The 14,259-nt window shown below is 62.8% G+C and carries 22 protein-coding genes; 7 read left to right on the top strand and 15 right to left on the bottom strand.

Annotated elements, in window-relative coordinates:
* Positions 1-14 precede the first annotated feature (14 nt).
* From DFS13_RS08215 to DFS13_RS08230, 4 genes are read right to left on the bottom strand one after another with little or no spacing between them, the layout of a single operon-like run.
* A complete protein-coding gene (locus DFS13_RS08215; protein WP_111441598.1) occupies positions 15-947 on the bottom strand; it encodes a phage Gp37/Gp68 family protein in 933 nt (310 codons plus the stop codon).
* The gene (locus DFS13_RS08220; protein WP_111441599.1) at positions 944-1,321 is read right to left on the bottom strand and encodes a hypothetical protein; all 378 of its coding nucleotides are present in this window, start codon (positions 1,319-1,321) and stop codon (positions 944-946) included. The genes DFS13_RS08215 and DFS13_RS08220 overlap by 4 nt, the downstream gene beginning before the upstream one ends.
* Entirely contained in the window at positions 1,318-1,554 is a 237-nt protein-coding gene (locus DFS13_RS08225; RefSeq protein WP_111441600.1) for a hypothetical protein, read from the bottom strand. Before DFS13_RS08225 ends, DFS13_RS08220 begins: the two co-directional genes overlap by 4 nt.
* Positions 1,551-2,111, bottom strand: coding sequence for a helix-turn-helix transcriptional regulator (locus tag DFS13_RS08230; protein ID WP_111441601.1), 561 nt, complete (start codon positions 2,109-2,111; stop codon positions 1,551-1,553). Before DFS13_RS08230 ends, DFS13_RS08225 begins: the two co-directional genes overlap by 4 nt.
* A 36-nt stretch (positions 2,112-2,147) precedes the next feature.
* Here DFS13_RS08230 and DFS13_RS08235 point away from each other — a divergent pair, with 36 nt between their 5' ends.
* Both DFS13_RS08235 and DFS13_RS08240 read left to right on the top strand, forming a co-directional pair.
* A complete protein-coding gene (locus tag DFS13_RS08235; protein ID WP_023474754.1) occupies positions 2,148-2,357 on the top strand; it encodes a hypothetical protein in 210 nt (69 codons plus the stop codon).
* Positions 2,358-2,371: 14 nt separating this feature from the next.
* On the top strand, positions 2,372-2,650 hold the full coding sequence (locus tag DFS13_RS08240) for a hypothetical protein (protein WP_134163145.1): 279 nt from the start codon (positions 2,372-2,374) through the stop codon (positions 2,648-2,650).
* Here the strand turns inward: DFS13_RS08240 and DFS13_RS08245 are convergent.
* Genes DFS13_RS08245 through DFS13_RS40245 form a run of 4 tightly spaced genes read right to left on the bottom strand, consistent with a single transcriptional unit; the run spans position 2,642 to position 5,214 of the window.
* The gene (locus DFS13_RS08245; protein ID WP_111441603.1) at positions 2,642-3,118 is read right to left on the bottom strand and encodes a DUF551 domain-containing protein; all 477 of its coding nucleotides are present in this window, start codon (positions 3,116-3,118) and stop codon (positions 2,642-2,644) included. The genes DFS13_RS08240 and DFS13_RS08245 overlap by 9 nt on opposite strands.
* Positions 3,111-3,359, bottom strand: a complete 249-nt coding sequence (locus DFS13_RS39800; RefSeq protein ID WP_134163144.1) for a hypothetical protein — start codon at positions 3,357-3,359, stop codon at positions 3,111-3,113. The genes DFS13_RS08245 and DFS13_RS39800 overlap by 8 nt, the downstream gene beginning before the upstream one ends.
* Positions 3,356-3,595 carry a hypothetical protein gene (locus DFS13_RS08250; RefSeq protein ID WP_111441604.1) on the bottom strand — a complete coding sequence of 80 codons (240 nt, stop codon included), beginning with the start codon at positions 3,593-3,595 and terminating at the stop codon, positions 3,356-3,358. Before DFS13_RS08250 ends, DFS13_RS39800 begins: the two co-directional genes overlap by 4 nt.
* The gene (locus tag DFS13_RS40245) at positions 3,592-5,214 is read right to left on the bottom strand and encodes a hypothetical protein (RefSeq protein WP_181461609.1); all 1,623 of its coding nucleotides are present in this window, start codon (positions 5,212-5,214) and stop codon (positions 3,592-3,594) included. The genes DFS13_RS08250 and DFS13_RS40245 overlap by 4 nt, the downstream gene beginning before the upstream one ends.
* A gap of 33 nt (positions 5,215-5,247) precedes the next feature.
* Between DFS13_RS40245 and DFS13_RS08260 the strand changes: the two genes are divergently transcribed.
* Both DFS13_RS08260 and DFS13_RS39805 read left to right on the top strand, forming a co-directional pair.
* Entirely contained in the window at positions 5,248-5,493 is a 246-nt protein-coding gene (locus DFS13_RS08260; protein WP_111441605.1) for a hypothetical protein, read from the top strand.
* 121 nt (positions 5,494-5,614) lie between these two features.
* The gene (locus tag DFS13_RS39805) at positions 5,615-5,857 is read left to right on the top strand and encodes a hypothetical protein (protein WP_134163143.1); all 243 of its coding nucleotides are present in this window, start codon (positions 5,615-5,617) and stop codon (positions 5,855-5,857) included.
* A gap of 54 nt (positions 5,858-5,911) precedes the next feature.
* On the opposite strand, the gene DFS13_RS08265 is transcribed toward DFS13_RS39805, so the two are convergent.
* The 3 genes from DFS13_RS08265 to DFS13_RS08275 are packed head-to-tail and all read right to left on the bottom strand — an operon-like array spanning position 5,912 to position 8,831.
* The gene (locus DFS13_RS08265) at positions 5,912-6,553 is read right to left on the bottom strand and encodes a 1-pyrroline-5-carboxylate dehydrogenase (protein WP_111441606.1); all 642 of its coding nucleotides are present in this window, start codon (positions 6,551-6,553) and stop codon (positions 5,912-5,914) included.
* Positions 6,550-8,316: an AAA family ATPase gene (locus tag DFS13_RS08270; protein WP_111441607.1), complete on the bottom strand. Its 1,767-nt coding sequence runs from the start codon at positions 8,314-8,316 to the stop codon at positions 6,550-6,552. Before DFS13_RS08270 ends, DFS13_RS08265 begins: the two co-directional genes overlap by 4 nt.
* Entirely contained in the window at positions 8,313-8,831 is a 519-nt protein-coding gene (locus DFS13_RS08275; RefSeq protein WP_309251507.1) for a DNA translocase FtsK, read from the bottom strand. Before DFS13_RS08275 ends, DFS13_RS08270 begins: the two co-directional genes overlap by 4 nt.
* A gap of 177 nt (positions 8,832-9,008) precedes the next feature.
* On the opposite strand from DFS13_RS08275, the gene DFS13_RS08280 reads away from it, so the two are divergent.
* Genes DFS13_RS08280 through DFS13_RS39810 form a run of 3 tightly spaced genes read left to right on the top strand, consistent with a single transcriptional unit; the run spans position 9,009 to position 11,777 of the window.
* Positions 9,009-9,671: a DUF2612 domain-containing protein gene (locus DFS13_RS08280; RefSeq protein ID WP_111441608.1), complete on the top strand. Its 663-nt coding sequence runs from the start codon at positions 9,009-9,011 to the stop codon at positions 9,669-9,671.
* A 60-nt stretch (positions 9,672-9,731) separates the two neighbouring features.
* Positions 9,732-11,579 carry a hypothetical protein gene (locus tag DFS13_RS40790; RefSeq protein ID WP_241308501.1) on the top strand — a complete coding sequence of 616 codons (1,848 nt, stop codon included), beginning with the start codon at positions 9,732-9,734 and terminating at the stop codon, positions 11,577-11,579.
* Positions 11,580-11,588: 9 nt separating this feature from the next.
* Positions 11,589-11,777, top strand: coding sequence for a hypothetical protein (locus tag DFS13_RS39810; protein WP_134163142.1), 189 nt, complete (start codon positions 11,589-11,591; stop codon positions 11,775-11,777).
* Here the strand turns inward: DFS13_RS39810 and DFS13_RS08290 are convergent.
* The 4 genes from DFS13_RS08290 to DFS13_RS08300 form a co-directional block, all read right to left on the bottom strand.
* A complete protein-coding gene (locus tag DFS13_RS08290; RefSeq protein WP_111441609.1) occupies positions 11,730-12,890 on the bottom strand; it encodes an acyltransferase in 1,161 nt (386 codons plus the stop codon). The genes DFS13_RS39810 and DFS13_RS08290 overlap by 48 nt on opposite strands.
* 21 nt (positions 12,891-12,911) lie before the next feature.
* On the bottom strand, positions 12,912-13,139 hold the full coding sequence (locus DFS13_RS39815) for a hypothetical protein (protein WP_134163141.1): 228 nt from the start codon (positions 13,137-13,139) through the stop codon (positions 12,912-12,914).
* 82 nt (positions 13,140-13,221) lie between these two features.
* Entirely contained in the window at positions 13,222-13,953 is a 732-nt protein-coding gene (locus DFS13_RS08295; protein ID WP_111441610.1) for an SGNH/GDSL hydrolase family protein, read from the bottom strand.
* Positions 13,954-13,955: 2 nt separating this feature from the next.
* The gene (locus DFS13_RS08300) at positions 13,956-14,240 is read right to left on the bottom strand and encodes an XRE family transcriptional regulator (RefSeq protein ID WP_111441611.1); all 285 of its coding nucleotides are present in this window, start codon (positions 14,238-14,240) and stop codon (positions 13,956-13,958) included.
* Positions 14,241-14,259 lie beyond the last annotated feature (19 nt).

Below are 14,259 nucleotides of genomic sequence, written 5' to 3' on the forward strand. Positions count from 1 at the left end.
GGCGCGCACGCTGCTCACGAGTTGGCATGGGGAAACTCCCTGGTCAAGAGGTCGGCCGGGATGTCAGCCTTTTTGGTCATCTGCTTCATGAAGAACGGCACGCCGTAGGCCGCGCACTGGTCGCGAAGATCGCGCGGCCATTCGGGGTGCATCGGCCGCGCACCGTTGCCGCTTTCGCCGCCGACGATCACCCAGTCGATCTCGGGCGAGCTAAATCCCGTCCCGTCCTCCGCGTATTCGGTGGTCGGTCCGTGAATCCACGGCGCGTCGGCAGGGCAATCCTCGCAGGACTGCATTTCCCGCATGGAGCACACACCAGTTGGATCGAACCACGCTCGAAGATCGACCCGCCCCAGAAGCGGCTCCATGGATAGGAACCGGCGGTACGCCGGCGTCATGAGAAGCTTCTCGATGTCGCGGTCGGCCTCGGCCTGGTTCACAATCGTCGCGCCGAGCCAGACGTTGGCCGGCGGTTCGCCATCAACCCAGCACGCAAGCCAGTTGGCCAAAGTTCCGCGGATGCCGTAGTGCTGAGCGATCGATAACGCCTCCGACAACATCGGGCGCACGTTGCCTATCCGCTTCGTGAGCATCAGCCAGTCGAGGTTCGGCGTGGATCGGATCAGATCGAACAGGTCGACCCGCCATGCGGGATCGACAGCGTTGTCGAACACGTCGGCGAGCGACGCGCAGAACACGCGCTGGCGCCGGCCGTGCGCGGCGAAGAATTCGGCATGCGCCGCTTCCCATGCGAGTGGCTTACGCCAGTTCGCCGGTGACGTACGGCGGCGCGGCGCGCCGGGGCCCCAGTTCACGGGCGTGCCGCCCGCGAATCGCGCGTTGCGCGACTCGGCGTAGCAGTGGTCACAGCCCGGGCCGACCTTCTGGCAGCCTTCCCACGGGTTGAACGTGTGGTCGCACCACTCGATCTTTGTGTTCTCGCTCATGGTCTGTTGTCCGCTCCGCAGTGTGGGCAGTCGAGGGAATAACGGTCAGCGTCTCGCAGGAAACGGCCGCATCCGACGCAGTTCACGCGGTCGGCGTGCGCCTTCCGAGGCTTGGTCAGTGTGATTCCGGTTCCAGCGAGCGCTTCGTCGCGCTTGATGTACTGCACGTCGACGGCCGGGCGCGTCTTGGCGTCGATGTACTCCTTCGGCCACGGGATGTCCGTCTCGCGGATGTTGTGGTGCTGCTGCGCGTCGTCCCTGGTGAAAAGCCGAGCTTTGCGCAGATCGGTCGTATAGCCGTCGGGATCGGCCCACCACAGCACGTCATTGCCGACGAACGAACGGCTGTCCTGAAGGTAGAAAAGTGCGGTCATATCTGGATGTCCACGTATTTGGTCATGAGCCGCGCTTCCTCGGAATGGTGCCGGCGGTAGACGATGCGAATGCCGCCACCGAGGTCGAGCGGCCGGCCGCGGCCGTTGTCGTCGTTGAGCTCGGCTTGGTGGTCGCAGCAGACCGAGTGCAGTGTGTCGGCGAGGGCGAGGGGATCGGCCAGCAGTCGATGCAGGAAGTCGTGGTTGATCTCGATGATGGTTCGCGTGCTCATGCCGCCAGCTCCTCATCGTCGATGTCCATGGGCTGCTGGAAAACACGGCCGCGCTCGCCGGCGGGAATCGTCACGAGACCCGCCGCGGCGAGGAACGGATTGCGCTTCATGGCGCTGCGTGCCGCGCGAGCAGCTGCAGTTTTGATAGCGGCCGGGCACGGAACATCGGGCCCGGTGCCGACCGCCCAGACCGCCCGCCACTGAGCTCGGCCGACGGGTGGAATCCAGTCGACGATGCGCACCTCGGTACGGTGAATCGTCAGCAGCTCGCTGATGCGCTGCTGTGAAACGCCACAGCGCTCCACCAGCTCGCGAACGGTCAGGTGCTCCCGCTCGAGAATGGCGCGCATCCTGTCCCACGCCGGCGTCGCATGCGCCCTGTAGTCGCGCCGCGCCCGCTTGATCTTGAGCACCCTGGTGGCAAAGGTCTGGACTGACTTACGCGAATGACGCGGAAACGCTGCGTACAGAGCCTTGGCCGGGATGTGGGACGGATAGAGGCGGCCGAGCAGGCGCGCCTCGGCGGTCGTCCACAGATTGTGTGTCGACGTCGACATGCTACGATTCCTCCGGATTTTTCCAGCGAGCACCAGATGAAAACGGTTTTCCTGATGCGTGGGTACGAGATGAATTGCACGCCACGCCCGACCGATGACGGCAAGTTCGCCGCGCAGGTCGAAGTGACGAAAGTGGGATTCAGCCGCGAGGCGGCGTTTCGGAAACTCGGGGAGTTCGACACAGAGGCGGAAGCGGTCGCCTATGCGAAGCAGTTTTCCGAAGAGTGGTTGACGCGATACGCGTGATCGGGACGTCCAATATGACCAAGGCGGAATTTCGCACCCTCGTATTCGAAATCGCGCGGGCGAAGCGCTTGTGCGTCAACGAGATGAAGGACGGTAAGGAGCGGATATGGTTTAACAAAAAAAGCCAGAAATTCCTCCATGCCGATCACATTGATGCCTTGTACGATCGACTGCGCCATCCAGACCTATCTCCACGCGACATCAACATAGCGATTGAGAACGTCGCGCCCGGGCGGCCCTGCACCCACCGAGGCATGCGCGAGATCTACGCGCAGCTTCATCGCTCATCGTGAGCTGGGCTCTTCGCGGGGCGGTTCAGCGGGTAGCGGCATCCAGTGGGTAACGCCGTGAACGGGGGCGCCGTAGCGATAGAACATAGGCTTCTGGCTGATCCGTCGACCGAAGAACGCCGTGCGTTCACCGGTTTCCATTGCTGGCCAGATCAGCACTTCGACGCCCAGCGATCCGGCCTTCCGGTTGCAGGTCGGTAGCTTCTCGTCAACACATACCCATGCCTCCTTGTCGGCCACGGTGCGGCCAGCGGCCAGTTCAAGCGCTGCGCGTTCGGCAAAAGAGCGCGCGAGCTTCAGAGCATGTGCGGCGTCGAGCACCTGAAGCATCCGCGCAAGTTCGCGCACTCTGCCATCGCGAAGCAAAGTGGTATCGCTCCATTCCAGCAGTTCAGTGGCCAATTCGCGAGCATGCTCACGGGCATATGCAGTCGCAGCGTCGCGAGCCGCTGTCAAGCTGTGCTCATCCATGGTGCTTCTCCTTGAGGCCTTTCCAGTGCTTGAACTGGACTCCGGGGACAAATCTTTTTGCAAATGTCGCCGCTTCTTGGGCGGTGGTTCTACCGTTGCTCCATTGCTTTCCGTTCCAATATGAAAACGCCCGCTTTATGAGGCCATCCCCCCAGATGATTTTCGTGCGGTAAACGCCTCGGTGAATAGGATTCGTATCAGGCGGAAACCACTCCGTCAGCATGTCATCAGTGATCTTCATGCTCGCACCCATCCTTTCGACGTCGAACGGATCTTCCCGGTCTTGCGCACGGCCTGAAGACGCCGGTCAACAATACGCCAGCCGACGACTTCACCGAAGGTGGTCGGCCGACATTCTTCGCGCGCGAGCCGCTCGCTTTCCTCGCGCACTGCACCGGTATTGACGGCTGCGAACTTCTTCGGAGTCGCGTCGATCGACGCGACGATCAGCGCGTCGAGCTTCTGGAACTTGCTCACGATGCGTCTCCTGTCTGGGCGGTATCAGCGGGCCCCTTCGGCTTCGCCTTCCAGTGTGTGTATTCGGGAAAGCTCAGTGTGACGAAACTTGCCTCGACGATCGTAGGGAATCCCGGGTCGTTGTTCCAGGCGAGCACATCATCGTCGGGAGCAATTCCGGCATCGATCGGGCGTTGAACGTCGACCCGGATCCAATCGTCGGCGCGCGCCGTCGGCTGGTCCGGATGGGCGGCGAGAAGGGCGCGCAGCTCGCTCGCGAGCGAGAACTGGCAGCACAGCTCGACCTCGCTGATTGCGCGCTCGATCGCGTTGCGCTCGCTGTCCGTCAGCCCCTCCCGAGCGCCTTCCCGAGCGCCGCGTTCGTTGAACCACTCCCTGATCGAATCGGCAATCCGTTGCGGATCGCAGATGTTCCCGCCGGGCACACAGGCGCGCAGCATGGCTTCCACGTCGATTCGAGCGTCTGCCTGCGTGGAAGAGCCAGTGAGTCGCTTCCACGCCGTGCGAATCGCAGTACCGATGTCGATGTCCTCGCCCGGTGACGCGTACGTGCAGCCGTCCCATTGTGCCGCGATGGCCTCGATGATTCCGGATACCTGCGCGGGAGGCTGCGGGACCGCGTAGAGCTTCGTGCCTATCTCGGGCATCTTCCCGGCACGCCATGAAACCTCCTTCAGCTCCGGACCGAACGTGACGATTTCGCCAACCGGTTCCGCCGCCTGCGCGGCGGAGATCTTGCCGAGCGCAATGTAGAACGGCCGAACCGACGATGCCGAAGCACCGCCGTCCCGCAGCGCTTGCTGCTTCTGCGCATCGCTGATCACGCGGCCGTCGTCGGTTTCCCATGCGCGGACACCTTCCGCCCCCGTCTCGTTGGCAGAGGAGGCGCGGGCTGTCCAGCCTTCCCATGCCGCCTGAACAACCTGACTGGAATACTGGTCGGTGTTTCGCACCCATCGTTCGAGATTGTCTTCGCTGCTGCCCTGGCTCCGAAGCCACGCCTCGAACGCCGCCCGCTCGTCCGCCGGCGCGGGTGCTGCGTTGGGTTCTTGAATAGGTCTGATAGAAAAGGCCTGTGCATCCCGAAGAGGGATGTCAGCGGATGCCCCACAGTGTCTGTAGTGGCCGTCCCTCACTTGAATCACGTACCAACGATCGTCGCTACTCATCCAATAATGGCCGGATTGAGTCTCGCTGCTTAGGCGTTGCTCTATAGTTGGCGCTGCTGCGGGCTGCGAGGCAGGGGATGTGGCGAGGATGCCCTTAATGCTGTCTTTCAATGCAGCCTTCGCCGAATCAGACGAAAACGGTCGTAAGTGCTTCAATGCTGCTTCGACAATTCGGTCCGTCAGCGCATCAGCGCGGCTCACTTTCGAACTAGTCTCATTGCCTCCAGCGGTGCGCGCGTCGACAATGCCTTCTGCGGTCGAGTCCTCCATACTCGGCCGCGCTGCTGTCGCCTCGCTTGCCTGTTCGGGAGCGGGGCTCTTTCGCGAGGTAAGGTTCTCGGTCTGCGTGCCGTTAACTGCTGAGGACAGTCCTCGTGCCTCGATTTCTGTTCCGTTTTCTTGCCCGCTCGCGTTCCGCGTGAGCGGGCTATTTTCGTTCCCGATCGTCATGAATGTTCCTTGGGCCAAAAATGGAGAACTGTGGTGAGAATCTTGTACTTCGCCGTTCTGGCGATGATCTTTGCAATTGCCTATCCGATGTTCCGGATGTACACAAAAACGGAAAAGACTTGCATGGATGCGGCTGTGTATCTGCACGACACGGTGGGTAGTTCGGATCCTGCAGATAGAGTGCGCCAGGAGCAGATGCTCGGTGAGTGCGCCGCGAATGCGAAAGCAGGTGCGTCATATGGCGACGCGGTCGCCCGAGGTCTCAACCTTTCGAAGTAAGTTGCAGAAAGCTGGGCGCTACACAAGCCGCCCACAAAAGAAGCCGCGCATCCGAGGCACCGGAATTCGCGCGGCTTGGGGGTGAGGTCTGCTACGATCGACGAAACTCTGTGAGGTCTGTATGTCCGAATCGATGCAAATGATCGTCAATGGAAAGTGGTTTGATTTCCGAGTTGTGAACCTTGGTGCCTCGAACGGAGCAAATAACGGTCCGTCACTGACCGGAGACGTTCGCGCAGAAGGGGGCGAAACTTGGACTCGAATCTATGGCGACGTGGGTACAAGCTTTGACCATCTGGAAGAGGTACATATTGCGGCTAAGCGCTTTATTGAGGACCAGTTCAGTACCTTGATTCGCCAGTGAGATCGTGGTCGCATTAATCGACGGGAACATGCCGGAGCTTCACACGCCAGAGATCTACTGATTCGCTGCGCGTTTAAACGGCATCCACTGCGTTCCGCGTACGATCCGGCCGACCGGTTCGAGCACAAGCACCTCGGATTCCTTCTCGCTGCGCACGAGCGCGCTGCCGCGCCGCTGGGCTTTCTCGAGCGATGCGTGACGCCGTGGCTTGCAATACCGGCCGACCGTCACGAACAACGGCGCACGCGCGCCGACCGGCCCGAGCGTCAGCTCGTCGATGCGCGCTTCGAGCGCCGCGGCGTTCGCGCGCCAGGTGTCGGCCTTCAGTTGCGCGGCGTCGCGCTCGGCGGTGAGGCGCTCAACGTCGGCGCGCAGGTCCGCGATGATCCGCGCGGCGTCGATGACGCGGACGTTCGGGTCGACCGAGTCGTCGACCAGGCCGACCGAAACCAGCTGCGGCGCTATAGCGGCCGGCGGCGCGTCGCCGGCTGGCGTGGCCGGCTGCGCTGCGCGCGCGAGCCAGTACACATACTCGTTGCCGCCGCCGGCCCGCTTTTCGCGCTCGACGATCGCCTCGCCGAGCATCCGGTTCAGCTCCTTCGTCACGTCGAGATGCGGGAGCCCGGTTCCGGTCGCCACGGCCTTCGCCGTGGCTTCCGACGTCTCGGCGAGATACTTCTCGATGTCCTCTCTCACGCTGCCTCCGGTATTGCGTGCTGCGCGGCCGGCGCGACCTGACCGTCCTCGACCCAGAATGCTTCGATGGCTTCGGGCAGGCCGCCGGGCGGCGTTTTCAGGCTCATGAACACGAGCGCCGTGTCGATCTGCTCGGTGTAGGCCAGGTCGTCGAGCCAGTAGAGCAGCCGGTCGCGTTCCGGGCCGACCAGGACGTCGGCGCGATCGAGTACGAGCAGCTTCAGGCCCGAGAAGTGGCTGATCGCCGCGGCGATGTGCGCGTCGACGCGCCAGCGTTCCGATTCGGAGAGCAGCGCATACGCGCGGCCATCGGCGAGAACTTCCATCTCCGGCGTGATCGTCACGTCGGCCCATTCGGACATCTCGGCAAGGTCCGTCAGGCGCTCGTTCATCGGCGTGAGCGCTTCGCTGAGCAGGTCGGCCGGGATGCCGTTCGGCGCGAGCGCGTCGGCGATCGCCTCGTAGGCCGCGACATCTTCGTGCAGCGCCGCAGCCTGCTTCACCAGATCGGCGGCGCCGGCGGCGCGCCGCTCGATTTCACGAAGCGTTGCGATGTCGATGTCGAGCTGCTTTCGGCGGCGCTGCAGGTCGGCCAGTTCCGAGCGCGCGGCGTCGCCGCTCTCGCGTGCAGCGGCCGCGCCGCTGTCGTCCGCGTCGTCTTCGAGCGCCCGCAGCTGCGTCGCAGCCGCGTCCGCCGCTTCGACGTCCCGTTTGCGATTCGCGGCTGCGCTCTGCAGCGTCTTCAAACCCTGCTCGTATTCGGGCAGCTTCGCGGCCGCGTCAGCGTCGCGCGCGCGGGCTGCGGCCGCCGCCGATAGCACGCCGTTGAGGTAGCGCAGGAGCGCGCCGCATTCCGGGCACGAACATTCGGTGCCGGCCGGCGCCGCGCCGGCTAGCACACGAAGCGCTTCGACCTTGGGCTGGAATTCGGCGACCTGTTCGTCGGCGATTTGCGCGAGCTCGACCGCCTTCGCGTAACCGGCGGCGCGCGTGCGCAGGTCGGCGATCTTCGACGCACGCGCACGTGCCGCGGTGTCCGCCGCGTCGGCCGCGCCGATCTGCTGCTGTAGTTCGCCGATCCGGTCGTCGAGCGCCGCGCGGTCGCCCGTGAGCTTCCGCAATGCAGCTTCGTCGAACTCGACCGGTGCCGGCCGCCAGGTGGCTGCCTTTTGGCTGCCGTACGTCTCGCCGGTCGCGGTGCGCCACGACTGCTTCGCGCCGCGCGCGCGGTCGGCGGCTTCCTTCTGCGCCGCTTCGAAGCCGGCGCGCAACATCGGCGTGATGGCTGCGAGCCGCGCGGCGGCAGGCGCCGGCACCGCATCGGCGCCGAAACCGAGCTTGCCCAGCAGCCGGGCGCGCATTTCGTCGACGCCGATCTTCACGCCCATCAGGTCGTACAGGAACGCGCGCCGCTCGGCCGCGCCGAGGTGCGCGAACCGCTGCGCGTCGAGAACCAGCGGAAGGCGCGGATCCTCGGCGAGCTCGCGCTTCAGCTTGCCGGACGGCAGCATGACGCTGTTCGCCTGCTCGCCGCACGCGACCACGATCTGGCCGCCGTCTGCACCTTCGGTGACGAGCGAGCCGTATTCCTTCTTCAGCGCGACGCGCACGGTATCGCCGGTGAGCGCCATGCGCACGGCTTCCTGCAGGCTGCTCTTGCCGGCGCCGTTCGGGCCCGTGAAGAGGGCGACGGGCTTCGCAAGCCGGATATCCGCCGAGCGGACCCCGAGCACGTTCGCCACATAGATGTCGGTGATTTTCACGCTTGCTCTCCCTGCGGTCCGCGCGGCCGCAGCACCGTGCGGCCGCCGTCCGAATCCATCGCACTGACGATGCCCTTCGCTTCGAGCAGCTCGATCAGCCGCGCGGCGCGGTTGTAGCCGATCTTGAACTGGCGCTGCACGCTCGAGATCGTCACTTTCTGCTGCTCGATCACGAACGCTTCGACTTCGGCGTACAGCGGATCCTCGTCGCCCGAGGAGGCTTGCTCCTCGTGCCACTCCTTCCAGCCCTTCACCCATGCGATGCACAGCTCGCCGGCCATCACGGCGCATTCGCTCTCGGGCTTGCCTTCGGCGGCCGCTTGCCGGCCGGCCTGATGCTGCTCGTCGAGCTGTGCCTGGGTCGGGCCGTCGCCAAGCTTCGGCACCTCGCGGAAATCGGCATCGACGACGTCGCTATCGGGCATGTCGCCATCCATGCCGTCGCCGTCGTTGTCGGTGTACTCCCGGCCGAGGTCGAAACCGCGCTGATCCGATTCGCCGCGGATCTCGTCCATGCCGCCGGTGTGCTCGCTCGGGTTGACCGCGGCGAACAGCGTCGGCGGTGGGGTGACGTTCAAGCTGTCTGGGCTGACGCTCACTGGGCCGCGTGGCGCCGGCACGCCGGATGTCGCGCTGCTGTTCAATGAGGCGGCGTCGTGTACGCCGGCGAACGTGACGCTGGTGGTGACCTGATGGCTGACCTGACCGAATACACCGCGCTGATCACGTCTGAGCACAGCGACAAACCGCGGTTCATGGCGGTGGTGTCGACACTGGTGCAGCCGCTCGTCGACCAGATGAACCTGATCGAGAGCATGCCCGCAAAATTCGACTTGGATGTCGCAGTGGGTGACCAGCTCGACACGATCGGCGTGTGGGTCGGCGTGTCGCGGAAGATCCGCACGCCGCTGACGGGCATTTATTTCTCGTTCGACATCGCGGGCCTTGGCTTTGACCAAGGTACCTGGAAGGGGCCGTTCGATCCGGATACTGGGCTCACAGTGCTCGACGACGACACGTACCGGCTGGTCATGCGCGCGAAGATCGGCGCGAACCACTGGGACGGGACGCTCGAGCAGAGCGCTGCGATCCTGAACAGCATTTTCGATGCGGACACGCATGTGTTCATCGAGGATCACCAGGACATGTCGATGACGATCGGGATCGCCGGCAAGGTGCCGTCGGCGGTGTTCCTCGCGCTGCTCGCCGGCGGCTACATCCCGCTGAAGCCCGAGGGCGTCCGGGTCAACTACACGATCGTCACGACCGTCGACGGATCACCCCTGTTCGGATTCGACATGAGCAATCAGCTCGTGGCCGGGTTCGACGTCGGAGCCTGGAGCAGGCCCGTTTAACCGCCAATCGCATTGTCTGCGAGCCACCTTCGGGTGGCTTTTTTTATGCTCGGAGCATTGATGGCAACGAACGACTTTCTCGTGTTCGGTGGAGGCAGTTCCCCGAACGTTATCGACCAGGCGACGTACGCAGCGCTCGCGGCCCGCCTGTCCGGATTTCAATCTGGCACCGCGCTGTCGGCGCAGCTCAACAAGGTGTGGCGCCAGAGCTCGATCATGGCCGCCGTGCTTGCGCAGTTTACGGCGAACTTCTCCGGTCAAAACTCCGTCGACGACGGCTCGACGGCGACGCTGTTGGCGAACCTGCAGGCGGCAATCAATGCGGCGGGGATCACGGCTCCGCAGTTCGACAGCAGCACGAAGCTTGCCACGACCGCATTCGTTCAGCAGGCGAACGGGAACTTCCAGGCGCGCCAGGTCGTTTATGGCACCACGTCGATCACCAACGCCGCAAGTGGGTCTTGGATTGAGTGTGCTGGCGCGGGCGGCTATACGATCACGCTTCCCAATCCGTCCGCGACGAATTTGTCACTCACGTTCTCAAACGTGAGCAACGGTGTTGTCACTCTCGCCACGCCATCGGCAAGCATCTATGACCAGGGAAATCCGGCGTCAACGTTCCAGATCGACCAGAACGCAGTCGTAAAGTTAGCGAGCGATGGAAATTGGGTTGTAATCGACTGCTATTCGCCGACCCCGAAGGCGACGAGCCCTGCATTGTGGGACAACAGCAAGCGGCTTGCCACGACGGCGTTCGTGCAGGGAGCGCTCGGCAACTTTCGAACGCAGGTCGGTATCAATGCATCGACGGTCATGGGAGCCCAATCTTGGGGCGTCGCGTACACGCTGTTCGGCGCAGCCACGTACAACGTAACTCTGCCGCCGCTTTCGTCGGGGGTGAACGGTGCGGCCATTCAATTTTCGAACATCGGTTCGACCGCATACACATTGGTGGGGGCTGGGTCCGATTCGATCTTCAACGGAACCACATCGAACACGCTCGTACTCAATCCGGGAGACACCGTCATATTGGTTTCGTCAGGAGTGTGGGTGATGTTTGGCGGATCGATGTCGCTTCTGGCCTCGGGTGTGATGAGTGGGCCGGGCTGGAGAACCCAGCCACAATTCGACAACACCACTAGACTTGCGACAACCGCGTTCGTCCAGCGCGCTTCTGGCGGTGTTGTGGGCGCTGTTCGCAAAGCCCGTATGTATGTGTCAGCGGCCAGCGTGTCGGCGAATTTCTTGGCCGACGAGATCGTAGTCGAAACAGCGCTCGGCGGCGGATTCTTCCGGCTGGCCGGCTTCAATAATACGATCAACTTGGCCACGACCGGCGTTGGCGGAATGGATGTCGGCACGGCGCCTGTGAACGGCTACGTCGCGCTCTATGCGATTTACAATCCGTCGACCGCAACTGCCGCATTGTTGGCGACGAATGCCACGTCGGTGGCAGCGTCGAACGTGTACGGCGGCGGCAGCATGCCGAGCGGCTATACCGCATCCGCGCTGCTTACGGTGGTGCCGACGAACGGCAGCGGGCAGTTTGCGCCGGTGTTGGTGCAGGATCGAAACGTCGGGATCCAGATCAAGACTGCGCTGACGACAAACACGGTGCAGGGTTCGCTCACATCTCTGTCGATCGCAGGCATCGTTCCACAGAACGCGGTGTCGGTTTCCGGCGAGCTCAGCATCGCAAGCACGTCCACCTCGACGGTGGCACTGACGGTCGCCTCAGACGCAACGCCGTTGTGTCAGCAAAACACGACGGCGTCGGTGGGCACGACCGGCTACGTTGCCAACTTCTCGAACGTTTACCTGTCGGCAGCTCAGACAATCTATTGGGGATCGGCAAACACGACTGGTACGCCGACATACAACATCTACATCACGTCGTACACCATCTAGGAGAAGTCCATGGCAACGATCTACGTGCAGTTCACCGATTCGGCGGAGACCGATGTTTCGTCGGTGTTTCCGTGTCCGCAGGATGAGGATTTGTACCCAAACCAAGGAGAAATGGAAACGTCGGATGCTCGATACAAAGCGTTTTTCGAGTCACTTCCGGCCGTGAGCCAGACCTACATTCCGCGGCCGGGGAAGTGACCCACGCGGCTCAACACGGTTTGCGAGGCGTGCTCCCAGGCGGCGTAGCGGCGTCTCGACAAGGCGATAGTTGAGGTCGGCCAACACCAGCATCAGCGGAATAGCGGTGGCGAGAAAGGGGATTGTGTACGTGTGATCGAACGCAGTCCCCGGTTGAATCCTTGTCCACAGTTCGCGCGTCAATAGGAATACAGGGTTGTGGGCAAGGTACAGCGCGAAGGAGCGCGTGCCGATCCATGTGAGCACTCGACGCAGTTTTCCGTCAGTCAGAAGGTAGCCGCTGTTGTATGACGCCAGCCACACGAGAATCGCTCCTGCAATGCTCACCATCATGGTGTAAGGGCGATATTCGCTGGTGTGGACGGGCGCCATCAGGAGCGCCAACAGGATCAGCGGCGCTGCAACGCGATTTATAGCCCACGTGGGTCGAAGCTTTTGATAGCTGGCCGTGCCGGCGAAGTAGGCGACGGTGACTCCTAGGAAGATCGAGTCGACGCGCATCAGATACAGGTATGGGGACTGCCAGTGCATCGCGATCAGGGCGGCTTGCCACCCGACCACGACCAGCGCAGCGACGCATACGAACCATTTGCGCGGCAGCAACACAAGCAACGGGAAGAGAAGATAGAACTGCTCCTCAACTGCCAGGCTCCAGTACTGCCCGTTGTTTCCGCACAGGAGAGCCGTCTGGTCTAGGCAGCGAGCGAAGTGGACGTTAGATACGTTTGCAACGATCGCGATGAGGTCGGAGATGTTCGATTCAGGAGAGCCGAAGACACCGGAGCGGTTGAACACGACGGACATGGTCAGTGCCAAAAGGATCCACAGCCATGCCGTCGGCCAAATGCGAAAAACTCGGCGCAGCCAGAAGGCGCCTACTTCACGGACGAAGTTTCCCTGCGCGTTTGCATATCGGATGCGTTGTGCGAAGGCGCTGGCGATCACGAATCCGGAGATGGCAAAAAAGACGTCTACGCCACCCCAAAACGCGAGTTGGCTTTTCTCGATGCGATCACTCCAGAACAAAAGATTGCCGACATGCGAGATGATTGCTAGCACAACAGCAACGCCACGCAACGCCTCGATCTCTTGGTTTCTCTGATGTGCCGTCATCCATCGCCTCGTCGTCCAACCTCACCAAAGAGACCGATCGTGACGATCGGCGTCGCGATGGCCTACTGTCCATGAATCGTGCTGAACCGATCCTGGGTCATATGGGTTGGTGTTGATGTACTTGTCGTAATCGTGCCATCCCTGATCGTAGGCTTCTCGATCAAGGCTGCTGTCCGCCACGCTCGGATATGTATCGCTCACGGTAAGCTTGCCGAGGTCCTCAAGGACTCGGCGCAAAAGGTGCTTCATTTTTCTGGTCTCCGATCGTCATTTCCCCGCGATCGTCGAAAAGTGTAGCACTTCTCGGTCGCGAAACGCCGGAGACGGTCGGTCATCGGAGAAGGTTCTGGACCATCGGCGCCAGAACTTGCGAGGCCCATTCGGCGTTGTGCCGGTAGAGGGCATCGGCCGGATGTACGCCGTCGCTCAGCAGTGACGGGTAGTCGGCCAAGCCCTGCGAGTATTCCCAGTTGAACACGACCGGAACCTGCTGATCGACAACGACCTTCTTCAACTGGTCGAGGTACGCGAGCATCGCGGCGTTGCCTTCGGGATACGCGACGGGGTTCGGCTCGTAGAGCACAACCTGTTTGCCGTGGGCGCGCGCGATCTGGACGAGCTGCGTGAGGATCCGGCCGTATTCCGCCGGCGACTCCTGCGGCAGGCCGGGCTGCGGGACGCTGTTGTAGAACGAGTCGTTGCGCATGAAATTCAGCGTGACGATGTCGGCCTTCGACGCGGCCATCTGCTCATCCCAGGGCAGGTGCTTCTTGTCGGTGCCGTTGAGGAGCTGGGCCGCTTCGGCGCCGTCGACGCCCTCGTTGCTGACGGTGACGGCCGCCCCGAACTGCTGCTGCAACAACTGCTGAAGGACGGCCGGCTCGCTGTTGGACGTCACGCTGGCGACGCCGTTGAAGATCTGGAGGCCGTGGGTCGTGGAATCGCCGTATTCCTCGATCAGCACGATTTTGGCCGGCGCAGGCGTGGGCTGCTTCGCGACGGTGGGAGCGGTGGTTCCGTCACCGCCGCCTCCGCAGGCAGCGAGTGCACAGCTGAACAGCATCGCTACTGCTGCGGCTCTCCATCGGGCGCCTCCTCGACGTGCGCGCCGAAGGTCGCCATCTTCGCGAGGACGCGAGCGAACTCCTCCCCGGTGAGCTCGAGCTTCGCTGCCGCCACAAACGCCATATGAGGGCTCAGTTCCCTCGGCGACTGTCCCCCGGTGTACTTGCGCCACTGGTGATCGCCGGCCAACCAGAACAGATCGGCCATCTGCTTGCCGGTCATGTTCAGCTCGTGCTTGAGCGTCGCGAGATCCCGCGTTCCGGGAGGTGTGTACTTGATGGGCATGGGAGCAGGCGCGCGCCGA

It is taken from the genome of Burkholderia sp. 28_3 (assembly GCF_003253915.1).
GTDB lineage: Bacteria > Pseudomonadota > Gammaproteobacteria > Burkholderiales > Burkholderiaceae > Burkholderia > Burkholderia cenocepacia.